The following is a 22,553-nucleotide window of genomic DNA, read 5'->3' as shown; positions in this document are numbered from 1 at the left end:
AGACTTTCATTAAATGAGACAGCTCAAAATTACAAAACAGGTAACCAATAGAGAAACTGCTTCCTTAGACAAGTATCTTCAAGAAATAGGGAAAGTGGACCTGATCACCGCAGATGAAGAAGTAGAGTTAGCACAGCGAATCAAAGCAGGTGATCAGCTTGCTTTGGAAAAATTAACAAAAGCCAATTTACGTTTTGTAGTTTCCGTAGCCAAGCAATACCAAAATCAAGGCTTAACGCTTCCTGACTTGATAAATGAAGGAAACTTAGGGCTTATTAAAGCTGCTCAACGGTTTGATGAAACCCGAGGGTTTAAGTTTATATCTTATGCGGTATGGTGGATCCGCCAATCTATTTTACAAGCATTGGCTGAGCAATCACGTATCGTGCGATTGCCCCTGAATAAAATTGGGTCTATCAATAAAATAAACAAGGCGTATGCTTTTCTAGAGCAAGCACATGAGCGCGTACCCTCTGCTGAAGAAATTGCTAAGGAACTGGACATGACGATTAATGATGTAAAGGAATCCATGAAAAATTCCGGACGACATGTATCTATGGATGCCCCATTAATAGACGGTGAAGATTCAAATATGTATGACGTGGTCAGAAGTGGTGAATCTCCAAATCCTGACAAGGACCTTTTGCATGAATCATTACGAGTTGAAATTGAACGGGCCTTAGAAACATTAACCCCCCGCGAAGCTGATGTGATCCGTTTGTATTTTGGATTAGGAGACCAACACCCTATGACATTAGAAGAAATCGGAGAAACATTCGACCTTACCCGGGAACGTGTCCGCCAGATAAAGGAAAAAGCAATCAGGAGGTTAAAGCATACCTCGAGAAGCAAAATATTAAAGACCTATTTAGGGTAATTTGACTTACCCAACTATAAAATTCATTTTTAGTATATTTGCTATGATGTTTTATAGTTAAACATTAACAACAGCCCCCCAACAATTGGGAAGATAACTGTTCGTTTTTTGATTGATGAATGACCCCGGCTGATTACCGGGGTTTTTTTATTCTATACTTCTAAAGGCATATCCGAAAAAGCTTTTCTATCTTTGTACAAAATCCATTACACATGCCTTCAAAATTAATTGCTCCTTCAATTCTGGCAGCTGATTTTGCCAATTTACAACGTGATATTGAAATGGTAAATGAAAGTGATGCTGATTGGTTCCATATTGATATCATGGATGGTGTATTTGTACCTAATATCTCTTTTGGAATGCCGGTACTTAAGGCTATTTCAAAACATGCTAAAAAAACAATCGATGTTCATTTAATGATTATTGATCCTGATAGGTATATCAAAACATTTGCAGAACTGGGAGCTAATATCCTCTCCGTTCATTATGAAGCCTGTACACATCTACACAGGACGTTACAGGCTATCAAAGCAGAAGGGATGAAAGCCGGTGTAGCCATAAACCCTCATACCAATATTGCATTGCTTGAAGACGTAATACAGGACATTGATTTGGTTTGTATAATGAGTGTAAACCCCGGTTTTGGGGGACAATCGTTTATTGAAAACACTTATAAAAAAATTACTGCCCTTAAAACGATTATTTCACGAAATAATGCCCCTACATTGATCGAAATTGATGGAGGTGTAAATGCTGACAATGCCAAAAAATTAATTGATGCAGGCGCTGATGTCCTTGTGGCCGGAAGTTTTGTTTTTAAAAGTGAAAACCCTTCACAAACTATCAAAAATCTGAAAAGTATCGTCGCATCATGACGGCTTACTAGTCTTTTTATTTTTTATAGCGTATGCCTGTCTTTATTATAAACCTATCCGGATATCATAAGTAATAACGTAACCCTATAATTAATACTGTTCTAATAAATATTTGATCAAATCAGTTGTGGTGACAATACCTACCAATTCTTCATCATCTACCACCGGAAGGGCATGAAATTCCCTTTCTGACAATATTTCTGCTACTTCCTTAATGGTTGTTTTAGAAGATACCACTTCAGGGGTTTTCGCCATTACTTGCTGAATGTCAAACATATCATATACAGTACTCTCTACAGTGTCATTGTCTGTAACATCGGCATAACTAATTCTTAAAAGGTCTGTATAACTCAAAATTCCCACGATTTTCTTTCCACTCACCACGGGAATATGACGAATATTATGTTTTTTAAACAGTTGCTCTGCTTTATAGAGGTTGTCAGAAGTATTTAATTGAACCATTTCGGTTGACATAATCATAGATACAGGTACACGTTGTTTCATAATTTTTATACTTTATAATTTATCTTTCTATAAAGTTCGTAGAAACAACTGGTATAAAAGATGATTTATGTCATAGGAGGAAACTCTTTTTATTCAATTCCTTTTTTATAGGTTTCCAAGGCTCTTTCTCGGGCATATTTGTGGTCTATAATGGGTGATGGATAGGTCAGCTCTTCATATTCAGGCACCCATTTTTTTACATAACGCAGGTCTTTATCAAATTTTTCCAATTGCGATGTGGGGTTAAATATCCTGAAATATGGCGCAGCATCACATCCGGTACCGGCAGCCCATTGCCAATTGCCATTGTTGGAAGAAAGTTCATAATCTAATAGCTTCTCAGCAAAATAGGCTTCCCCCCACCTCCAATCGATCAATAAGTGTTTACAAAGAAAACTGGCAACTACCATCCGAACACGATTGTGCATGTATCCCGTGGCATTCAATTGACGCATTCCGGCATCTACAAGTGGGTAACCAGTTTCACCTTTGCACCATTTTTTAAATTCTTCTTTATTGTTCCGCCATTGAATTGCGTCGTACTTGGCCTTAAAACTATGATTTACTACTTTAGGAAAGTGATAGAGTATTTGCATGAAAAACTCTCTCCAGATCAACTCACTTAAAAATGTCTCCTGAGCTGGTTTTAATTGTGCAATAACTTGTCGAACACTAATGGTCCCAAATCGCAAATGAGGGCTTAAATAGCTGGTAGTATCCGCTGCCGGAAAATCACGGGTTTCTTTGTAAGTATCCAATTGAGAGAAATCGTAGTCTCTTACTCGGATAGCTGATTTTTGGAAACCAATGGTAGTCAACTCAGGGAGTGCATATTTGCATTGATATAAATTAGTGTAATTTGTTTTTGCAGGGGTTATATGTTTTTTATCAAATTGCTTTAGCCATTTATTTTTATAAGGAGTATAAACCGTATAGGGCGTTCCATCGTCTTTTACAACGTCATTTTCTTCAAAAATGACCTGGTCTTTATATACTTTGAATGAGATATTATGGTGATGGAGCAACTCTTTAATTGCCGTATCCCTTTTTATGGCATAGGGTTCATAGTCTTTGTTGGTATAGACTTCAGCGATATCATACGTTGTAAGGAGCTCTTTCCATATACGTACCGGATCTCCTTTTAGGCATAATAATGAGCTTCCTTCTTTCTTTAACCGGCTATCAATGCTTTGTAGCTGTTTATGTATAAAATTGATCCGTGCATCATCTTTAGGCAAACTACTGATAATATGCTCATCAAAAATAAAGATTGGCAATATCGAATAATCAGATTGCATTGCATGCGACAATGCTATATTATCTTCAAGGCGTAAGTCTCTTCGAAACCAGTGAACTGCTATTTTCAATTTTTTACTAATTATACTGTTATTCGTTTTATCATTCCTTCGAAAATACGGTCATGAACAGGCCATAAAATATACCAATATAAACGTCCCCATAGCCCCTTAGGCCGAAAAGTAGCCGTTTGGTATAGGATGTCGTTTTTTATTTTAAACTCCAGCCATGCTTCACCGGGCAGTTTCATCTCTGCAAATAATAATAAGCGTCCTTCTCTCTTATTTGCATATAGCACACGCCAAAAATCAATGGCATCTCCCACATTTATTTCATAAGGGTGTGTTCGTCCTCTCCGTAAGCCTACACCTCCAACCAACTTATCGATATACCCCCTTATTTTCCATAATGATGTAGCGTAATACCACCCTGTGTTCCCTCCTATTCTCCATATGTTGTTTAATGTCCTCTTAATATCTTTTATATCATTTTCTCTGATATCTATAAGGCATCCATGTCTGGGCACATTGATGAATTCGGAAATATTTTGATCCATCCTACCGCTTATCCATGAATCTTTCCAACTTGAAACAATTTCGTTTTCTTCAATTTTCAATAAGGTTTTCTTTAGTGCTTCTTCGTATGGTAGAGGGGCAATTCCCAAAGCTTCACTTAACTGGCTATCTCTGCATATTACTTCTACTTTCATACTATTAACTAAACTAGTAGCTAGTTTGTATGATGTAGATGTTACAAAGTACAGCCAGTAAGAAGAAAGTTTTGGTGTCATTATAGGTACACTGATGATCCTTCTTTTTAAGCCTCTTACTTTTGCATATCCCAACAGCATTTGTTTATAAGACAATATATCTGGCCCTCCAATATCAAAATTATTATTATATGTTATGGGGTTAAACAAGGATTTTGTTAAGAAACTGATCACATCTCGAACAGCAATAGGTTGGCATTTTGTTTGTAACCATTTTGGGGCTATCATAATAGGCAGTTTTTCTACTAAGTCCCTTATAATTTCAAAAGAAGCACTCCCAGATCCTATTATAATCCCTGATCTTAATGTGGTGAGTTTATAATTTCCTTCACTCAATATTTCTTCTACTGCTTTTCTGGAGTTTAAATGTTTTGATAATGATTCATTGTTCACAATACCACTCAAATAGACTACATGATGCGCCTGTGTTTGATCAATAATCTTTTTAAAGTTTTTTGCCGAAATTTCCTCCAGTTTTTCATAATCGGATGATGAAGACATGGAATGCATTAAATAATAAGCTGCATCAATTGTATGTGGTATTTGTTCTAGTGATTCTTCTTTTAGAAAATCAACCTCAACGACAGTTACATTATTTCTTATTGATTCAGGTGGATTAAAGCGCTTTCTATCTCTTACACAACATACAACTTCATGTCCCATATCCACTAATGCAGGAAGTAATCGTTTCCCTATATATCCTGTTGCGCCTGTTAGAAGTATCCTCATGTGTTAAACAATCATTTTTTACACCCTCAATAAAGATACTTCTTTTTGGTACTATACTTTTATAACATTCGATGAATTAATTAAAAAAAGCCTATGTAAATACATAGACTTCATTAAACACTATTCATATTTTTTTAAGAAAAATGATTTTTTAGATCTTGTAAAAGCGCATGATATATGGGATTACAAAAATCAGCTACTCCGTCTTTTTTTGCTGCTTTCCAACTGGAAGTCCATAACACAAAAGCAGTGTTGTTGTTAGTTATCGGGAAAACAGTAACTTCTCCTATATAACCATCCACATTGTCTTTTGAGACAACATCAGGCCCATCGTCAATACTGTACGTAAATTTTTTGGCAGTATTATCAATGCTAAGAAGTGTTTCGTGGAAAGCATCGTTCAAGACTCTCTTTGCACCAACTTCATGTTGGTTTTTAGCTCCTATTTTTTCTACTTTATTTACTACAGTACTCCATGACAAGTCATGAAAATTTTTAAGTACACTCCACACCTCATCTGCAGAAGCATCTACTACAATTGAATTATAACAACCCATAACATATTTAGATTTAGATTAATTCCCGAATATAAGGATTGTCTTAACCGAATACAAATTTTACCGCCTACCGTTCTTCCGGCGCCTTATTTTTATTACTCTCCATCAACACTTCAAATTTTTTCATATCAACAGGCTTATAAATTTGCCCTTCTTTTGGTGGATATTTCTCTAATTGGCTTTTAGGCCTTATAGGTCGTTTTTCAAAACCACCGCCACAATTGGGGCATACATTCTGTAAAATAGTATTGACACATGTTCTGCAAAAGGTACATTCATAAGAACATATCATAGCTTTCGTACTAGTTACCGGTAAGGATGTCCCGCAATTTTCACAGTTTTGTCTAATCTCAAGCATTGCGTTTATTCTTTTTCTATACTTATTTTTTCTTTGTCAATAATGATAGCAGTTGTTTTATTTTCATTATAGTTCTCGACAACATACTTTATTTTTTTGTCATTAATGACAATTTCATCACTAACCGAAAAGTCAAACAAACAACTCTCTATCGGATATGTATTATATGTTATTAATAAATCTTCTGCATTGAATTCCAAAAAAACAAAACCTCTTTCTACCCCTGCGCCACAACGTCCCATTACATATTGGCGCGACGTATATTCGTATTCCAATATAATTTTTTTATCTGATGCTGCTACCATTGAAAAATTCCAAAACCTATTTCCCAATTCATGCAAATCAAACGTATTTTCCTTATCAAACATGAGGTATTCCATTCTTTTGAATATCTGTATATCTTTAGCATTAATTGAAACGGGCAATTTTTTATTTTCACCAAACCATGTCGCTCCTGAAGTTGAAATCAAAAACTTCTCTTTGTAATTTTTTAATCCTTTATAATAATCCACTTCTTCCCAATGACTGATTTTGGAAGCTTCAAAATTTAAAATAGCATTAGTAAGGGTTGCGTCATCAAAAGAATACAATACTAATTCCCCATCATAGATACCGACTAATGGAATTTTTGTCTTTACCTTATCATAATAATACCATCCTTCTACTGAATATGTCCCTGTATGATAGTTAGAATAATTCTTTTGCTTAAGGTATATGGTTATCGGATATTTTTCATCTATAGTCCCTTTTAGTATTCTATCTGAGATAATTACTTTAGCTACTTTTGGGAATTCAGATTGGGAATACAAAACCATGCCGGCCAATAAAAAAAATAGGCTCATTATACTTTTCGTTTGGTTGACCCTACTTTGTTTATCCATAAATATTATATTTTTCACAGCGTGGTTTTTTGAGGACGTTCATAAATATAAGAAAAAAGCAGGATGAAATATTTCATCCTGCTTTTTATTAATTTCTTGTGAACCCAAAAAAACAACTGTCAAACCCTTTTTTGATGAAAATTTTGAGAAATTATCCTGCCTGAGAGTGCTTAATATTAGGAAAACATGCTGATTTCCATATTTCAACAGCCTCGTGTATGGTGTCGTAGCTATGCCAAAGTGTCGTTATGCACTATCTATGTTATCGGAAATCGTTTTATTTTTTTGTTTGGCAATTCTAAAGATTTTCCTTCTGATAAAATTAAGTATTCTCAAATTTCATTTTGTTTATTAAATCTTTGAAATATTCCCGACTCCATATACTTAAAACTTCATCATTTTTAATAAACCTAACGACATCTTCTTTTATACTGTTAAAAGATACTGATTGTTAGCGAGAGTTGTTATAACTTCTTACGCACTAAGACAGCAAATATACTAAACCATTTTTAACGAGGTGTCAGTGACAGGTTGCCGTTAGCGTGGATTAGTACTAACTTTTGCAAGTACACGACAAGCTGAAAATTTCGCAGGAATTTTCAGAGTAATACTGTAATAGCAATTGTTTATAGCCAATGTTGTACACAGTTTTTATTCCTTTAATATCCAATTTATAAGGTCATTCTTATCTACAATAGCCCAACTATGAGGATGTCTTTCGCCATTCGCTCTATATCCCTTATTAATTGTCGGAATATATTCAACATTCTCATATCCTTTTTCGATTAGACTTTCAGATAGTTTTTTGATATAGAAAGCGTTCATTTGATCGTAATCAGCCATTCGATGTTCTTTCCACCAAAGAGTATCAGGTTCTGTATAAAGTCTAATTTTAGTCTTTTTCAATTTCTTCAAATTAGAAACATTGTCCGTGATATATGTGAACACAGATTTGACCTCGTATTTTTTGATATCATCTTTGGGGTTTCCGAAATTGTTGCCAAGAGTCTCTAAAAGCCAAGTACTTTCTTGAATTGATGGTTCTGAAAAATTTCGTTCTATATTTTTTTCTGAAGATTTGTACAATGCTGACAAGTCTATTGGTGAGTCAACAACAAATACGCCTTTCGGGTCAATGTAGAATTGTTTCATTCCGACTATGAAGTCACTAATTAAAAGGCTTACAACTCCACCACTTGAGAAGCCACCGATAAAAATATTATCAGTTGGTAATTGATTTTCTACAATTACATTTTGTAGTCTTTTTGCGAGTTCGTGTTTCTCACTTTCCTCAAGCCACAATTTTTGGTTAAAGTTGGATAGTATAACGCCAATATTATTTTTCCTTGCAGTATCGAGGATTTTGAATTCTCTTTTAATGTCTTCTGCAACTTCAGAATAACCTCCAAATAGAATTAAAACAGCTTTAACTTCTTTGTTTGGTTTATAAAGTTCGTAGTCTTCTTTTATGATTTCTGTAACTTCTAAAGTTTGAGAATTAGCGGCTCCTTTTTCCTGCTTGTTCTGTTTACAAGAAATGACTACTATTAAAATTAGGATTAAAATTGATGTTCTTATCATTCTTCAAATTGTGTACAACGATTTGTGTATGGTGCGTATCCCGCAGGGTATGCACTATACACCTTGTTAGCGGGAGTTGTTATAACTTCTCACGCACTAAGACAGCAAATATACTAAACCATTTTTAACGAGGTGTCAGTGACAGGTTGCCGTTAGTGTGGATTAGCACTTGGGGTGTTTTTGCTATGCAAAAATGCAAGTGCGTGACGAAGTCAATTCACGCTAACGGTTTTGTGTATGGCTAGTGCGGGTTGTTTAGATTGAGTTAGTTAGGATTAAGTTATTCAAATTTACCGTGGTTTTCAAACGGAGACGGATGTAGCATTAGTTATACCCAGTGTTAGGTGTTGGGCTTAGGGTACAATTAGCTTATTAGTTGGTTTATCTTTTTAAAATCCACCATTTTGAGCTTGTTTATATTTTTATTGTAATAAATATTATCTCCAGATTCTAAATCTTCTGTAAAGTCTACATAAATTCTTCTTCTATTATTATCACGACCTATGAGCCAATGTTGGTATTCTGGTTTTCTGGTAATGAAGAACGAATCACCAACTTTATTTTGGTTTACCATTATTCCTTCAACATTATGAAATCCTAGATTATCCATCCCTACTATAAGTAACTTGAAAATTTTGAAATCAATATTTTTTAGAATTAGGTATGTATGATTCAAATCAGATTTATATTTAAATTTTGTGTTCTTTAATTTGCTTGAGAATTCTTTATCCGATTCATCATTTTGTAATTCTTTAATTACCCCTTTTATTTTTTCAATATCATTTGTTTTACAAATAATTACATGCTGGTAATTCTTATTTGTAATTGAAAATTGTTTTGAGGTGTCTTCTAAATAGCTATAAAAAATATCTAGTTTGAAAATTTTGTTAAATAGCATAGCTAATAGCCAAATTGGGGATGATGCAATTTTCAGCCCTAAATGGGTGTTGTTTTTCATTCCTCTGAAAAAGGAAGTAATTGTACCGCGAACATCCCTTAAAAAATAATAAAGGAGAAGAATTATTAAGAAACCTAAAATGGTTAGTATAAATATATTAAACGGAGACATTTGTTTTTCCTAGGCCTTGCACCTAACGGTAAGTATATGGATAGTAGCGTGTAAATAATAATATACTTTTGCGACTAAAATAGTGTTAATAGATAAGTAATACAATTAGATAAACACTTTTTAGCTATTATTTATATACATCGTTGGCAGTAGTTTTATATTTTTGTCCGAAACGTATTTCAATGCTATTACAATTTAACGGCTATCACGGTACAAGTTTAGATGCTGCAAAAAAAATAGTAGGTGCTAATTATGAATCCTCAATTGGAGATGATGAATGGCTTGGAAATGGGGTTTATTTTTTCACAAAAGGAATTAGTTCAAAACCTGAAGAACAAGCTAAGAAATGGGCAATTGCTCAATCTTGGGATAATGAAAGACGAATTTATAAATATAAAGAATATTGTGTTATTGACTCCCTTATTGAGGTTGATGAGGATAATTTTTTAGACTTAACTAAAGAGGAAGGGGTTGAAGTATTGTCTTACCTTACTGAATGTTTTGAAAATAAGATAAGTAAACTAAAAAGAAGTTTAAAAGCAATAGATGGTTTACTTATTAACTTAGCAAGAGAAGAAGGTATATTGCCTATTGATGCTGTTAAAGGAAATTTTTATATTAAATTTGCCAAAGAAAGAATTAAAAATATTACTTTAAGAACATCTAACTGTACTGTTTGTACAGTATTTGAACCAACTAAAAACATAACTAATTCTAATATTTTAGAAATAGGAGATATAAAAGATGAAACTAAATAAAGAAATAAAAAATCGAATTGACCAGTATTTTGAAAACATAAGTCCTCAGGATTTGTATTTCAAAGCTTTAGGTTATGGTTTTAAAGACGACGTAGATTTTGAAATTGATAATCAATTATTTGAAAAAATCGATCCAAGTTTTTATTGTCCTAATTCAGACATTAGTTTAGATGCGAACGAAATGGATTCTTTATTATTAGCCGCCTAATATGAAAATTCAGTTAGATAATTGGAAAGTTATTAATGTCAATTTTTCTTCTTTAAAAGAAAAACCGCGGGATAAACATTCTTATGATTTATCCACAGGACATTTTTTCCCGAAAGATTTAGATAAAGTTTTTGGTGTTAGTTTTGAAATAGAAATTAATGATAAATTCTTTGATTTAACAGTTGAGGCTATTTTTATGTTTAGACTCGACGAAGAGATAACAGAAGAATTTAAGCTTTCCAATTTTCCTAAAATTAATGCCCCTGCAATAGCTTTCCCTTATTTAAGAGCATATATATCTAATTTCACATTACAATCAGGTTATGACCCTGTTATTTTGCCTTCAATAAATTTTGTGCAAATGGCAAAAGAAAAAGAGTAAATAGAGTCTCTAATTACTGCCAACGGCAACCTGTGTATGGCGAGCGAGGCGCAGCCTCGAGAGGTCGCCATCACTGCTGCGCCTCGTTGGTTATACACGTTGTTATCAGGAGTTGTTATAACTTCTCACGCACTAAGACAGCAAATATACTAAACCATTTTTAACGAGGCGTCAGTGACAGGTTGCCGTTAGCGTGGATTAGCACTTGGGGTGTTTTTGCTATGCAAAAATGCAAGTGCGTGACGAAGTCAATTCACGCTAACGTCCAAATATACACATTGCGGTTATTTTTATTTTAATTATGGCGGTTACCTAAATATCGTATAAATTTATAAATAACTGTAATTCAGTTCATTTATTTATATTAAAAAAGATACTGACTGACTATAGCCTTGCCAATAGGATTTTTAGGAAGGATTTTAAATTGTTCGCTTTCTTCAAAATAAAAAAGCAAGCCCTTTTATTTTGAACTTGCTTCGTTTCAACTTTTGTTGATTTATCTGTGACCGCGGGAGGATTCGAACCCCCAACCCTCAGAGCCGAAATCTGATATTCTATCCAGTTGAACTACGCGGCCTTATATTATCTTTTCTCCATCTTCTACCTGCTGCACTTTTTAAATATTTCTCCCTGTTCCTTGCTAGTTCAGCAGTATCGTAAACTTCTGTATGAACAATTTCCCATGGGATAAAAGCTTTAGTAGAGGTCGTTTTTCCTGCATTGTGTTGTTTCAAACGAACTTCCACATCCTGGGCATTCCAACATAATAGCGGGCAAATTTACTACTATATAATACATATACAAAATACATTTGCACCGAAATCTGATAATCCCTGCCCGAACGTACTATTCAGTACGGACGGGTATCCAGTTGAACCCCGCCTGATCAGTCGGGCAGGTACGCGGCCTTATATGTTAATATTTACCCTAATTTTTGTTTTACTATCGTAGAAATGGTTTTACCATCTGCTTTCCCTGCCAATGTTTTTGTAACTGCGCCCATTACTTTTCCCATATCTTTCATCCCTTCTGCACTTGTTTCAGCAATAACTTTAGTTACTATTTCAGCTATTTCTTCTTCACTTAATTGTTCAGGTAGAAATTTTTCTATAACGTTTGCTTGCGCTATCTCAGGAGCTGCTAAATCTTCCCGTCCTTGTTCTTCATATATAGCGGCACTGTCCTTTCTTTGTTTCACCAGTTTCTGAAGCAGTTTTATCTCTTCTTCTTTACTTAATTCTTCTTTGGCGCCAGTCTCTGTTTTTGCCAGAAGGATAGCCGATTTTATCGCTCGTAATGCTTCTAAGGCAACAGTATTTTTTGATCGCATTGCTGCCTTCATTTCTCCCATGATCTGTTCCTGTAAGCTCATTTCCTAATTTTTATTTTGGAATGCGAAGATACTAAATAACCCGAAACCTTTTATAGTTTCGGGTTAAAAAAGCATGTATCAGTAGGATTAGGTTGAATGGTCTTTTTTGTATTAATCAATCTACATTATCATGCAAAAAAGAATTGTTAGAACGCAATTGCATTTCATCATTACTGTCAGTTCCCAGCGATGTCCTGGAAGGATCATTCCCTTCTTTCTTATCCTCAAGCTCTATTCCCATCCTTTTATATGCAGGTTGTTTTTCTATCTCCTCTATTTTTGAGATGTTGTTCTGGAATTTATAATTAAACTCTTTCAGTTTTTTTCTTCTTTCTTCAGCCCTCATTAAGAGTGTTTCTTCTATTGAGCTAGTCATAGGATCTATCGCTTTTTCTTCTTCTATAGCTGGCTTGGTCTCAGCAACAATTTTCTTCTCAAAAACCAACGCTTCTTCTATCACTTCCGCTTTCTCTTTTTGAGTTTTTGTTCCGTCAGGGTCCTTTTTATCTTCCATGTAATCATCAAGGCTATATCTCCGCTCTCCTTCATCGGAATATTCGGTTACCGGAATAATCTCTACAGCATCTTTAACTTCATAATCATTTACATCGTCAGAAAGGTCAAATGAAACAGTATGTTCTTTCTCGTCCTCTTCATTTGTACTAATTGGCATATCAAAAGCCAACATGGTCTGGTTTTTGTCTTTTTCTATATCGATCGCTTCCGCATCTATTACTTCAATATCTTTTATTTTTGGTGTAGTGTCTACAATTATGAAATCGTCTTGTTCAGGCAATACCTCTTCATATACCACGCTAATCTCTTTAATTAATTCTGATGTGGGGATTAACACTAGCTCAGCAGTTTCTTCTACCAATGTATGCTTAATAATTGCTTCGGTATTTTCATTTAAAGCTCCTTCATCTTCTTCGAAGCTGACCAATCTTTTTGATTCAAGGGATAAGTCTTGCGTTGCTTTTTGCTCATCCTCTAGTGTATGGATTATTTTTTTAGCTTCTGTGTTCACTATTTCGTGTTGTTGTTCTGCATTAAACCCAGTAGCTATTACTGTAACGGAGATTGCATCTCCCAGTGCTTCATCTTCTCCCACTCCCATAATGATATTGGCCCCGTAGCCTGCCTCATCCTGAATGTGGTCATTGATCTCGCCTATTTCATCAATGGTGATCTCTTCTGTTCCGGAAACAATGAGCAGCAGCACATTTTTTGCGCCTGTTATTTTATTGTCATTGAGTAATGGAGAGTCCAATGCTTTCATAATAGCATCTTGCCCCCTATTGGCCCCTGATGCTGTTGCAGAACCCATAATAGCCGTGCCACTATTTGACAGTACTGTTTTTGCATCACGCAAATCAATATTTTGGGTATAATGGTGTGTTATAACTTCTGCAATACCTCGAGCTGCTGTAGCCAATACTTCATCAGCTTTGGAAAAGCCCGCTTTAAAACCTAAGTTTCCATATACTTCTCTTAATTTGTTATTATTGATAACAATCAATGAATCAACATGTGTTCGCAGGTTCTCCACGCCTTTTTCGGCTTGCCCAATACGCATCTTACCTTCAAACTGAAATGGAATAGTCACAATTCCTACAGTAAGGATATCCATGTCTTTAGCCATTTTTGCAAGGATCGGAGCAGCACCAGTACCTGTTCCCCCACCCATTCCGGCCGTTATAAACACCATTTTTGTATTGCTGTCGAGCATTGTTTTTATGTCTTCCAAACTTTCTATTGCTGCTTGTTCTCCTACATCAGGATTGGCCCCTGCACCCAGCCCTTCAGTAAGTGACACGCCCAATTGTATTTTATTTGGAATCGAACTGTTTTCAAGTGCCTGGGCATCTGTATTACATATTACAAAGTCAACTCCTTTTATACCTTGCTGGAACATATGGTTGATGGCATTGCTTCCACCACCACCAACTCCGATGACTTTAATTACATTGCTCTGGTTTTTGGGCAAATCAAATGAAATGTTTCCTAAATCTGCGTGACTACTCATAACTTTAATTTACTGGTTTTGTATTATTCTGCGTTATCTAAAAAATCTTTTAATTTTTCTGACCACTTTTCAAAAATAGATTTTCGTTCTTTTTTGGGGATTGTTGCGGTTTTACCTACTTGTTGTTCTCCTGAAACTGCCTCTTCAGAAGTTTCTTCATCGGTATTCGTATATTCGGTTTCCTTATGCTGCCTTTTAAAGGCATTCATTACTAACCCTACTGCTGTTGCATACATTGGGCTAGCAGTTTCTGTATCGGAATCGCCTGCTAAGTGTTCATTGGGATATCCAATACGTGTATCCATACCGGTTATATATTCTACCAATTGTTTTAAATGTTTTAACTGGCTTCCACCCCCCGTGAGCACAATTCCTGCAATTAATTTTTTCTTTTGCTCTTCATGCCCATAATTTTTGATTTCCATATATACCTGCTCAATAATCTCCACTACTCGGGCATGAATGACTTTTGAAAGGTTTTTTAATGTGATCTCTTTTGGTTCCCTCCCCCTGAGTCCTGGAATAGAAACAATTTCGTTGTCTTTGTTTTCTCCTGGCCATGCAGAACCAAACTTGATCTTCAGTAATTCTGCTTGTTTTTCTATAATGGAGCATCCTTCTTTAATGTCTTCCGTAATTACATTTCCGCCAAATGGAATAACTGCAGTATGCCGGATAATACCGTCTTTAAAAATAGCTAGGTCAGTAGTTCCTCCTCCTATATCTATCAATGCCACTCCTGCTTCTTTTTCTTCTTGGCTAAGTACTGCATTGGCTGAAGCCAATGGTTCCAATGTAATCCCTGCTAAATCTAAACCGGCACTTTTCACACATCTTCCTATGTTCCTTATAGAAGATACCTGCCCTACTACTACATGAAAGTTAGCTTCGAGCCGGCCTCCATACATTCCTATAGGTTCTTTTATTTCGGCTTGTCCATCTACTTTGTATTCTTGAGGCAATACATGAATGATTTCTTCTCCAGGAAGCATCACCAGCTTATACACCTGATTGCAAAGTTTGTCAACGTCATCTTCATTAATTACCTCATCAGAGTTGGGCCTTGTAATGTAATCACTATGCTGAAGGCTCCGTATATGTTGCCCGGCAATCCCTACTACCACATCATGTATTTTATGCCCGGACACATTTTCTGCTTCTTGCACAGCTTGCTGTATAGATTGTATTGTTTGTGTAATGTTATTGACAACCCCTCTATGTACACCAAGGCTTTTCGATTTTCCTATTCCAAGGATTTCTATTTTCCCATACTCATTTTGTCGGCCAATCATAGCCACTATTTTAGTGGTTCCTATATCTAAGCCTACTGCATATTGATTGTGTTCCATAATTTACTTTTTAGTGCACACTACCTGGTTGTTATATTGTAAATTCACAGTATTGTATATATCCAGCGTTCCATCTTTTAATGCTTTTTGATAAAAGGCTTTAAAGTTTTTAAATTTCTCATCTATGTTAGCCGCCTTTCCAAAATTTATAATAAAGCTATCTGCCCTTAACCTTAATTCAAATTGGTCTTTTGACCGATGAATCCCAATCACATTTTTATTTAAAAAAGGATCTTCATAAATGTACTTAGCCAATTTATAAACATTGTCTATATTGTCTTTTTCATATTTTCCTGTTACCAATGGGACCCTCGCCGAAAAAACAGGCGATAATGGCATTGCTCCACCTTTTATATCTATGTAATAAGGTGTTTCCCCACCTACACGTGCAATAGGTGTCCGTTGTTTTACAGTAGCTCCGAGTTCCCCGTTTATAGTATAATAAACATGGGCTTCCTGGATCATTTGGTTAGCATTTAGGGCAGCTTCTAACTTATTCAAAACTACTTTTTCTTTGGTTATGCTCGTAACAGTATCGTCATTTTGTATTAACAATTTATTAACTGCGGGATAAGTAATGAACAAGTCATTTTTATCTAAAAATGCTATATTTATTTTAGACACTATGCGTCCTTCATTTCTTTCATTTGCGAATGAATATAGGAACACAATAATTATAAGGAGTGCCCCTCCTTTTATATAATTCCATTTAAACTTCATGTGTCCATGCTTTTTTTATAGTTTCCACTTCTTCTCCTATATCGCCCGCCCCAATGGTCAGTATAATTTGAGCTTCTGTCTCTGCAACAATTTTTGGCAATGCTTCCTTGGATAATAGTTTTTTGCTGTTATTCTTTATTTTTTCCAATAACCATGTTGCACTAACCCCTTCTATAGGCAGTTCCCTGGCCGGGTAAATGTCCAAGAGGATCACTTCATCAAATTTAGAAAGGCTCTGTGCAAACTCATCTGCAAAATCACGGGTCCTGCTATATAAATGCGGCTGGAAAATAGCAAGTGTTTTCTTTTCAGGGTGCATTTCTTTAATAGCTGTATATACTGCATCTATTTCTGTAGGGTGATGTGCATAATCATCAATTAATATCTTTTCCTCGGTTTGAAGGTGATATGAAAAACGGCGCTTCACACCTTTAAATGTTTTTAGTGCTTCAGCGAGACGGCCAGTTGAATTGCCTAACTGTGCCGCCATCGCAAAAGCTACTAAACTGTTTAACAAGTTATGATGTCCTGGCTTGTTAAACTCAACGTCCCGAACAATTGTTTCGGGCGTTACCACATCAAAAACGTAGGTCGCATTTTTGATCTTCAAATTCTTTATACAGTAGTCGGAACCGTCTTCGATTCCATATGTAATGCCTTTTATGGGCAACCCTTTTCTTATGAATAATTTTCCTTTTGGTTTCAGCTTATTGGCAAATTCCTGAAAGGATTGTTCTAATGCCGATTTTTCTCCATAGATGTCCAAATGGTCTGCATCCATTGAGGTAATACATGCTATATCGGGCGATAATTGGAGAAAAGAACGATCATATTCATCTGCTTCCACAACGGTTACCTCCTCTCCTTCAAAAAGGAAATTGCTATTAAAATTTTCAGACACACCACCCAAGAACGCTGTTAAGGGAGTTCCTGTCTCATTGAGTATGTGTGCCAAAATGGACGAAGTTGTTGTTTTTCCGTGTGTTCCGGCTACAGCAAAGCAAAAAGAGTTTTTGGTGATGGCTCCCAGAACTTCTGAGCGTTTATAGATTTTGTAACCATTGTTTATGAAGTATGTTAACTCGGAATGACTAGAAGGTATCGCAGGCGTATAAACTACAATGCTATTTTCCGGATCTTTGTACATGGAAGGAACCAAGCTTATATCGTCTTGAAAATGGATAGGAATGCCCAATTTTATAAGTTCGGAAGTAATGGTGGTGGCCGTACGGTCATAACCGGCCACATTCTTGTTCATTTGCTTGAAATAACGTGCCAAGGCAGACATTCCGATACCTCCAATGCCTATAAAATAAATATTATGTACGTTTTTCAAGTTCAATTTATAATAGTTTTTCTATTTCGTCTACAATATGTTTGGTAGCTTCCGGCAGAGCCAGCTTCTTAATGTTTTCTCCTAATTTTTCTTGCATTTCTTCTGACTGAATTAATTTTGAGAATACGGGCTCAAAAGAAGTTTCTAGGTCTGGTTCTTTAATAAGCATCGCTGCTTGCTTATCTTCAATTGCTTTTGCATTTTTTGTTTGATGGTCTTCCGCGACATTGGGCGACGGAATAAAAATGACCGGCTTCCCTACAATACACAACTCAGAAACTGCACCGGCCCCTGCCCGCGATATGATAATATCCGCTGCGGCATATGCTAAGTCCATTTGATTGATAAACTGGTGTACATGTACCTGCTCTTTATTGTATTTTTTATAATCATTGTAATACAGCTCTCCACATTGCCAAATCAGTTGTGTATTGTATGTTTCAAAAAAATTCAACTCTTTCGCTATCAATTGATTTATCCTTCTGGCACCTTGACTTCCACCTATTACCAATACTGTCTTTTTATGTTTGTCTAAATCGAAATATGTTTTGGCTTCTTCAGTTTTTGATGCTATTTCTAAAAGGCTTGCACGAACCGGGTTTCCGGTTTTAACAATTTTATCTGCCGGAAAATACCGTTCCAACCCATCATATGCCACACATATTTTCTTTGCTTTCTTAGCAAGCATCTTGTTAGTAATACCGGGATAGGAATTCTGCTCTTGCAATACACATGAAATGTTTTTCTTAGCCGCTTTGTACAACAATGGCCCACTGGCATATCCACCTGTACCAATAACTATGCTTGGGTTTTCTCTGGTTATTATTTTCCGGGCTTTCCACAGGCTGCTTATCAGTTTGAACGGAAAAGAAAGGTTTTTTAGGGTGAGCTTACGTTGGATCCCTGATATCCAAAGACCTTCAATAGCATATCCGGCCTGAGGAACTTTCTCCATTTCCATCTTTCCTTTTGCTCCTACAAATAGAATCTCTGCTTTTGGAAAACGGAGTTTTAACTCATTGGCAATAGCTATGGCCGGGTAAATATGCCCGCCTGTTCCACCTCCTGATATTATGAATTTATAATTGCTCACTTAAAATATCTAATGGATGTATTTCTTGTGTTTCGTTTTCAGTTTCTTCTATTACTTCTTGTCGTTTGGCACTTACACTAAGTACAATTCCCAATGCCATACAGGTCATCCATATGGAAGTTCCTCCACTGCTTATCAGTGGTAATGTTTGGCCGGTAACAGGAAACAATTCTACAGCAACTGCCATATTGATAAGTGCCTGAAAAACAATGGGAAGTCCAACACCTATAACCAACAATTTCCCAAATACTGTCTCAGCCTTATGTGCCACAACGATTATCCGGAAAAGCAATAATGCATATAAGAACATTAAAATTAATCCTCCTGCCAACCCATATTCTTCTACAATTATGGCATAGATAAAATCAGAAGAACTTTGTGGTAGGAAATTCTTCATCACACTCTTTCCTGCCCCTAAACCTACTACTCCGCCGGTAGCAATGGCTATTTTGGCTTTTTCTACCTGATAATCTGCTTCAGTGTCTTCTTTATCTACAAAATTTTCTATCCGGCTCACCCAGGTATCCACTCGATTGGGAAATACCCCTGGAAGCGCCTTAGCTGTAAGCACAAACATTATTAATGTCAACAACCCTATACCTACTATGCTCATTATGTATTTTAAAGGATAACTTCCTATAAAACAAAGCATTAATACCATAGCAAAAATGATGGCAGTTGTAGAAAAATTTGCAGGTAATATTAATGCCAATACAATGAACACAGGAGTCCATAATGGCAAAATGGTTTCTTTAAATGTTACATCACGATCTTTTATTTTTGACAAGTACCTTGCTACATATATTAGTAATACTACAGAGGCTAGTGTAGATGTTTGGAAGGTAACGCCTACAAAAGGAACGCGGATCCATCTGCTGGCATTGGCACCATTGATAACGGTTCCTTGTGCCAAGGTATAAATCAATAAAAACAATACTACAGGCAATGCTATAATGGACAATCCACTGAAGTAACGATAGGGTATTTTATGTACGGCATAAATGATCGTAAACCCTAACAACAATAACATACCGTGTTTTAACAAGTGCCCAATGGTTGTTCCATTTCCTACTACATATACCAAATTAGTACTGGCGCTATACACCGGCAAAAAGGAAAATACAGCAAGTAGCGCTACTACAGCCCAGATAGCCTTGTCTCCTTTTATATTTTTAAAAATGGTATTCATGCAGTATTTGTGTAAATTATAATTTCCTTATTGCTTCCTTGAACTGTTGCCCCCTGTCCTCATAATTCTTAAAAAGGTCAAAGCTGGCACATGCAGGGGATAATAGCACATTATCTCCCTTTTCAGCTATATTGTAAGCTACTTTTACAGCTTCTTCCATGGAGAAGGTTTCTATCATGAGGTCTGTAATGTTTCCAAAAGCTTCTATTATTTTTGAATTATCCAGTCCCAAACAAATAATCGCTTTTACTTTTTCTCGTACCAATGGCATTAATGAGGTATAGTCGTTCCCTTTATCTTCACCACCAACAATCCACACTGTAGGGCGGGTCATACTATCCAATGCATAATAAGTTGCATTCACGTTTGTTGCTTTGGAATCGTTAATATACTGCACCTTATTGATCTTAAATGTTTTTTCTAAACGGTGTTCAGCTCCTTGAAAATTCTCAAGGCTTTCGCGAATGGTTTGTTTCCTTATTCTCAATATATGTGCTACTGCTGATGCCGCCATCGCATTTTTAATGTTGTGCTTGCCTTCTAAGGCTATTGTTTCTGTTGCCATTGTATAGGGTTTCTCTGAAATCTTTACTATTATGTTTTTATTTTCTAAATAAATCCCTCTTTCTAACTTTTTGTTAATTGAAAAAGGAATGTGTACTGCTTTTGTTTTATGATCGGCCAACCATTCGGTTATTACGTCATCATCTGCATCATAGATAAGGTAGTCTTCCGCTGTCTGGTTCATTGTTATTCTAAATTTTGAGTTGATATAATTCTCAAAATTATTGTCGTACCTGTCTAGGTGATCGGGAGTGATATTGGTGATTACGGCAATATGGGGCTTAAAATTTATAGTCCCGTCCAGTTGAAAGCTGCTTACCTCAAGCACATAGTTCTCTTTGGCTGTTTCAGCTACCATTTGGGCAAAACTATCTCCTATATTCCCAGCCATTCCAACATCCAGGCCTGCTTGTTCCAGTATATGGTACGTGAGCATGGTAGTTGTTGTTTTTCCATTACTTCCTGTTATTCCTATAAGGAGGGCATCCGTGTATTGTGATGCAAATTCTATCTCAGAAATCACAGGGACACCTCTTTTATGTAACTCTTCTACTAAAGGTATAGTATCAGGTATTCCGGGGCTCTTCATCACTATATCGGCATTGAATATCTTTTCTTTTGTATGATGCCCTTCTTCCCAATCAATCTCAAAATGTTTAAGAACGTTTTTATATTTCTCTGTTATGTTTCCTTTGTCAGAAACGAATACTTCATACTCTTTTTTCTTTCCTAATATGGCTGTCCCTACACCACTTTCTCCTGCTCCTAAGATTACCAGTCTTTTTTTTCTCTCGGGACCATTGTTCTCCATAATCCTTTTTTAGCGCAATTTTAATGTTACAATTGTGAATATGGCCAGCATAATCCCTACAATCCAAAACCGGGTAACGATCTTACTTTCGTGATATCCTTTTTTCTGATAATGATGGTGCAATGGTGACATTAAAAATACCCGCCTGCCTTCTCCGTACTTTTTCTTTGTGTGTTTGAAATAGCTCACCTGTATCATTACAGATAGTACTTCAGCTAAAAAAATCCCGCATAAAAGTGGTATTAGCAATTCTTTCCTAACAGCCACTGCTATTACTGCTATGATACCTCCTATCGTAAGGCTCCCTGTATCTCCCATAAATACTTGTGCCGGATACGTATTGTACCATAAGAATCCTACCAACGCCCCAACAAATGCGCTGATATATATTGTCATTTCTCCTACTCTTGGGATGTACATAATATTGAGGTAATTAGAGAAAATGATATTACCAGATACCCATGCGAAAATCCCTAATGTGAGTACAATAATTGCAGATGATCCTGCAGCCAGCCCATCGACGCCGTCGGTGAGGTTTGCCCCATTTGATACGGCTGTTACAATGAGTATTACTAAGGGGATGAATATGAGCCATGCATATTTTTTGTACTCATCTCCCATCCATGATATGATTGTTGTATAATCAAACTCATTATTCTTGGTGAATGGAATGGTTGTTTTGGTTGATTTTTCTTCAGGAGCAAATTCTCTTTTGTCCACTGTATTCATAATCACTTCCCGTTGCGTATCTGTAGAAGGGAGTTCCTCTCTAACAGTAACTCCAGGGTGGAAATAAAGGGTTGTCCCAACAATGACCCCAAGTCCTATCTGTCCTAAAACCTTAAACTTCCCCTTAAGACCTTCTTTATCTTTTTTGAATATTTTAATGTAATCATCTATAAAACCAATAGCTCCCATCCAAAGGGTAGAAACTATAAGTAAAAGGATATATACGTTGTCAAGTTTTGCAAATAACAATACTGGTATTAAGGTTGCTAGGATAATAATGATCCCTCCCATGGTAGGGGTTCCGGCTTTTTCGTTTTGTCCTTTTAATCCAAGTTCTCGAATGGTTTCACCTACTTGCTTTTTTCTTAAAAAGTTTATAATCCTTTTTCCATAGATAATGGCAATGAGTAATGACAGAATTGCCGACATGGCCGCACGGAAAGATATAAACTGGAACAGTCCGGCTCCCGGGAACTGGTAATATTTTTCTATATATTCAAATAAATAATATAGCATCGCT

At 36.0% G+C, this 22,553-nt stretch carries 23 protein-coding genes and 1 tRNA gene; 5 read left to right on the top strand and 19 right to left on the bottom strand.

Features of this window, described 5'->3' with window-relative positions; translation table 11 throughout:
• The first annotated feature begins 13 nt into the window (after positions 1-13).
• Together WBG21_RS05215 and rpe are read left to right on the top strand one after the other, a co-directional pair.
• Positions 14-877 carry a sigma-70 family RNA polymerase sigma factor gene (locus WBG21_RS05215; protein ID WP_340075519.1) on the top strand — a complete coding sequence of 288 codons (864 nt, stop codon included), beginning with the start codon at positions 14-16 and terminating at the stop codon, positions 875-877.
• Between the two features lie 212 nt (positions 878-1,089).
• Complete coding sequence (gene rpe / locus WBG21_RS05210; protein ID WP_340075517.1) at positions 1,090-1,752, top strand: ribulose-phosphate 3-epimerase; 663 nt, start codon at positions 1,090-1,092, stop codon at positions 1,750-1,752.
• Between the two features lie 90 nt (positions 1,753-1,842).
• Here the strand turns inward: rpe and WBG21_RS05205 are convergent, their stop codons facing one another.
• The 8 genes from WBG21_RS05205 to WBG21_RS05170 all read right to left on the bottom strand — a co-directional run bounded on the left by WBG21_RS05205 (position 1,843) and on the right by WBG21_RS05170 (position 9,496).
• Positions 1,843-2,256 carry a CBS domain-containing protein gene (locus WBG21_RS05205; RefSeq protein ID WP_340075515.1) on the bottom strand — a complete coding sequence of 138 codons (414 nt, stop codon included), beginning with the start codon at positions 2,254-2,256 and terminating at the stop codon, positions 1,843-1,845.
• A gap of 89 nt (positions 2,257-2,345) precedes the next feature.
• On the bottom strand, positions 2,346-3,623 hold the full coding sequence (locus WBG21_RS05200; protein ID WP_340075513.1) for a cryptochrome/photolyase family protein: 1,278 nt from the start codon (positions 3,621-3,623) through the stop codon (positions 2,346-2,348).
• 11 nt (positions 3,624-3,634) lie between these two features.
• Positions 3,635-5,050: an SDR family oxidoreductase gene (locus WBG21_RS05195; protein ID WP_340075511.1), complete on the bottom strand. Its 1,416-nt coding sequence runs from the start codon at positions 5,048-5,050 to the stop codon at positions 3,635-3,637.
• Between the two features lie 134 nt (positions 5,051-5,184).
• Positions 5,185-5,607, bottom strand: coding sequence for an SRPBCC family protein (locus WBG21_RS05190; protein WP_340075509.1), 423 nt, complete (start codon positions 5,605-5,607; stop codon positions 5,185-5,187).
• Positions 5,608-5,674: 67 nt separating this feature from the next.
• Entirely contained in the window at positions 5,675-5,965 is a 291-nt protein-coding gene (locus tag WBG21_RS05185; protein WP_340075507.1) for a DUF1272 domain-containing protein, read from the bottom strand.
• A 5-nt stretch (positions 5,966-5,970) separates the two neighbouring features.
• The gene (locus WBG21_RS05180) at positions 5,971-6,807 is read right to left on the bottom strand and encodes a hypothetical protein (RefSeq protein WP_340075505.1); all 837 of its coding nucleotides are present in this window, start codon (positions 6,805-6,807) and stop codon (positions 5,971-5,973) included.
• Positions 6,808-7,497: 690 nt separating this feature from the next.
• Positions 7,498-8,427, bottom strand: coding sequence for a hypothetical protein (locus tag WBG21_RS05175; protein ID WP_340075503.1), 930 nt, complete (start codon positions 8,425-8,427; stop codon positions 7,498-7,500).
• A 364-nt stretch (positions 8,428-8,791) separates the two neighbouring features.
• Positions 8,792-9,496, bottom strand: a complete 705-nt coding sequence (locus WBG21_RS05170; RefSeq protein ID WP_340075501.1) for a hypothetical protein — start codon at positions 9,494-9,496, stop codon at positions 8,792-8,794.
• Positions 9,497-9,639: 143 nt separating this feature from the next.
• Here WBG21_RS05170 and WBG21_RS05165 point away from each other — a divergent pair, with 143 nt between their 5' ends.
• The 3 genes from WBG21_RS05165 to WBG21_RS05155 are packed head-to-tail and all read left to right on the top strand — an operon-like array spanning position 9,640 to position 10,844.
• Positions 9,640-10,254, top strand: a complete 615-nt coding sequence (locus WBG21_RS05165) for a hypothetical protein (RefSeq protein ID WP_340075499.1) — start codon at positions 9,640-9,642, stop codon at positions 10,252-10,254.
• Positions 10,241-10,462, top strand: a complete 222-nt coding sequence (locus WBG21_RS05160; protein WP_340075497.1) for a hypothetical protein — start codon at positions 10,241-10,243, stop codon at positions 10,460-10,462. The genes WBG21_RS05165 and WBG21_RS05160 overlap by 14 nt, the downstream gene beginning before the upstream one ends.
• A 1-nt stretch (position 10,463) precedes the next feature.
• A complete protein-coding gene (locus WBG21_RS05155; RefSeq protein WP_340075495.1) occupies positions 10,464-10,844 on the top strand; it encodes a protein-export chaperone SecB in 381 nt (126 codons plus the stop codon).
• Between the two features lie 503 nt (positions 10,845-11,347).
• Here the strand turns inward: WBG21_RS05155 and WBG21_RS05150 are convergent.
• From WBG21_RS05150 to mraY, 11 genes are all read right to left on the bottom strand, one after another.
• Positions 11,348-11,421: transfer RNA gene (locus WBG21_RS05150), tRNA-Arg, on the bottom strand.
• Complete coding sequence (locus WBG21_RS05145; RefSeq protein WP_340075493.1) at positions 11,399-11,590, bottom strand: GIY-YIG nuclease family protein; 192 nt, start codon at positions 11,588-11,590, stop codon at positions 11,399-11,401. Before WBG21_RS05145 ends, WBG21_RS05150 begins: the two co-directional genes overlap by 23 nt.
• Before the next feature lie 176 nt (positions 11,591-11,766).
• Positions 11,767-12,216, bottom strand: a complete 450-nt coding sequence (locus WBG21_RS05140) for a GatB/YqeY domain-containing protein (RefSeq protein ID WP_340075491.1) — start codon at positions 12,214-12,216, stop codon at positions 11,767-11,769.
• Positions 12,217-12,331: 115 nt separating this feature from the next.
• Positions 12,332-14,242, bottom strand: a complete 1,911-nt coding sequence (gene ftsZ / locus WBG21_RS05135; RefSeq protein ID WP_340075489.1) for a cell division protein FtsZ — start codon at positions 14,240-14,242, stop codon at positions 12,332-12,334.
• 23 nt (positions 14,243-14,265) lie between these two features.
• Positions 14,266-15,591, bottom strand: coding sequence for a cell division protein FtsA (ftsA, locus tag WBG21_RS05130; RefSeq protein WP_340075487.1), 1,326 nt, complete (start codon positions 15,589-15,591; stop codon positions 14,266-14,268).
• A 3-nt stretch (positions 15,592-15,594) separates the two neighbouring features.
• Positions 15,595-16,311, bottom strand: a complete 717-nt coding sequence (locus tag WBG21_RS05125) for a cell division protein FtsQ/DivIB (RefSeq protein ID WP_340075485.1) — start codon at positions 16,309-16,311, stop codon at positions 15,595-15,597.
• A complete protein-coding gene (gene murC, locus WBG21_RS05120; protein ID WP_340075483.1) occupies positions 16,301-17,653 on the bottom strand; it encodes a UDP-N-acetylmuramate--L-alanine ligase in 1,353 nt (450 codons plus the stop codon). The genes WBG21_RS05125 and murC overlap by 11 nt, the downstream gene beginning before the upstream one ends.
• Position 17,654: 1 nt before the next feature.
• Complete coding sequence (gene murG / locus WBG21_RS05115) at positions 17,655-18,740, bottom strand: undecaprenyldiphospho-muramoylpentapeptide beta-N-acetylglucosaminyltransferase (protein ID WP_340075481.1); 1,086 nt, start codon at positions 18,738-18,740, stop codon at positions 17,655-17,657.
• Positions 18,727-19,929, bottom strand: coding sequence for an FtsW/RodA/SpoVE family cell cycle protein (locus WBG21_RS05110; RefSeq protein ID WP_340075479.1), 1,203 nt, complete (start codon positions 19,927-19,929; stop codon positions 18,727-18,729). The genes murG and WBG21_RS05110 overlap by 14 nt, the downstream gene beginning before the upstream one ends.
• Before the next feature lie 16 nt (positions 19,930-19,945).
• Complete coding sequence (murD, locus tag WBG21_RS05105) at positions 19,946-21,304, bottom strand: UDP-N-acetylmuramoyl-L-alanine--D-glutamate ligase (protein ID WP_340075478.1); 1,359 nt, start codon at positions 21,302-21,304, stop codon at positions 19,946-19,948.
• Between the two features lie 9 nt (positions 21,305-21,313).
• The gene (mraY, locus tag WBG21_RS05100; protein ID WP_340075476.1) at positions 21,314-22,549 is read right to left on the bottom strand and encodes a phospho-N-acetylmuramoyl-pentapeptide-transferase; all 1,236 of its coding nucleotides are present in this window, start codon (positions 22,547-22,549) and stop codon (positions 21,314-21,316) included.
• Positions 22,550-22,553 lie beyond the last annotated feature (4 nt).

Origin of the sequence: Leptobacterium meishanense, from assembly GCF_037645805.1 — a bacterium.
GTDB lineage: Bacteria > Bacteroidota > Bacteroidia > Flavobacteriales > Flavobacteriaceae > Leptobacterium_A > Leptobacterium_A meishanense.
The sequence above is the reverse complement of the archived record's forward strand: the minus strand, read 5'-3'. Positions and strand labels throughout refer to the sequence as shown.

What these genes read in the sequence shown, in the direction of transcription:
- WBG21_RS05215 (WP_340075519.1), top strand. Translation starts at nt 14, where the DNA reads ATGAGACAGCTCAAAATTACAAAACAGGTAACCAATAGAGAAACTGCT.
- rpe (WP_340075517.1), top strand. Translation starts at nt 1,090, where the DNA reads ATGCCTTCAAAATTAATTGCTCCTTCAATTCTGGCAGCTGATTTTGCC.
- WBG21_RS05205 (WP_340075515.1), bottom strand. Translation starts at nt 2,256, where the DNA reads ATGAAACAACGTGTACCTGTATCTATGATTATGTCAACCGAAATGGTT.
- WBG21_RS05195 (WP_340075511.1), bottom strand. Translation starts at nt 5,050, where the DNA reads ATGAGGATACTTCTAACAGGCGCAACAGGATATATAGGGAAACGATTA.
- WBG21_RS05190 (WP_340075509.1), bottom strand. Translation starts at nt 5,607, where the DNA reads ATGGGTTGTTATAATTCAATTGTAGTAGATGCTTCTGCAGATGAGGTG.
- WBG21_RS05185 (WP_340075507.1), bottom strand. Translation starts at nt 5,965, where the DNA reads ATGCTTGAGATTAGACAAAACTGTGAAAATTGCGGGACATCCTTACCG.
- WBG21_RS05180 (WP_340075505.1), bottom strand. Translation starts at nt 6,807, where the DNA reads ATGAGCCTATTTTTTTTATTGGCCGGCATGGTTTTGTATTCCCAATCT.
- WBG21_RS05175 (WP_340075503.1), bottom strand. Translation starts at nt 8,427, where the DNA reads ATGATAAGAACATCAATTTTAATCCTAATTTTAATAGTAGTCATTTCT.
- WBG21_RS05170 (WP_340075501.1), bottom strand. Translation starts at nt 9,496, where the DNA reads ATGTCTCCGTTTAATATATTTATACTAACCATTTTAGGTTTCTTAATA.
- WBG21_RS05160 (WP_340075497.1), top strand. Translation starts at nt 10,241, where the DNA reads ATGAAACTAAATAAAGAAATAAAAAATCGAATTGACCAGTATTTTGAA.
- WBG21_RS05155 (WP_340075495.1), top strand. Translation starts at nt 10,464, where the DNA reads ATGAAAATTCAGTTAGATAATTGGAAAGTTATTAATGTCAATTTTTCT.
- WBG21_RS05140 (WP_340075491.1), bottom strand. Translation starts at nt 12,216, where the DNA reads ATGAGCTTACAGGAACAGATCATGGGAGAAATGAAGGCAGCAATGCGA.
- ftsZ (WP_340075489.1), bottom strand. Translation starts at nt 14,242, where the DNA reads ATGAGTAGTCACGCAGATTTAGGAAACATTTCATTTGATTTGCCCAAA.
- ftsA (WP_340075487.1), bottom strand. Translation starts at nt 15,591, where the DNA reads ATGGAACACAATCAATATGCAGTAGGCTTAGATATAGGAACCACTAAA.
- WBG21_RS05125 (WP_340075485.1), bottom strand. Translation starts at nt 16,311, where the DNA reads ATGAAGTTTAAATGGAATTATATAAAAGGAGGGGCACTCCTTATAATT.
- WBG21_RS05110 (WP_340075479.1), bottom strand. Translation starts at nt 19,929, where the DNA reads ATGAATACCATTTTTAAAAATATAAAAGGAGACAAGGCTATCTGGGCT.
- murD (WP_340075478.1), bottom strand. Translation starts at nt 21,304, where the DNA reads ATGGAGAACAATGGTCCCGAGAGAAAAAAAAGACTGGTAATCTTAGGA.
- mraY (WP_340075476.1), bottom strand. Translation starts at nt 22,549, where the DNA reads ATGCTATATTATTTATTTGAATATATAGAAAAATATTACCAGTTCCCG.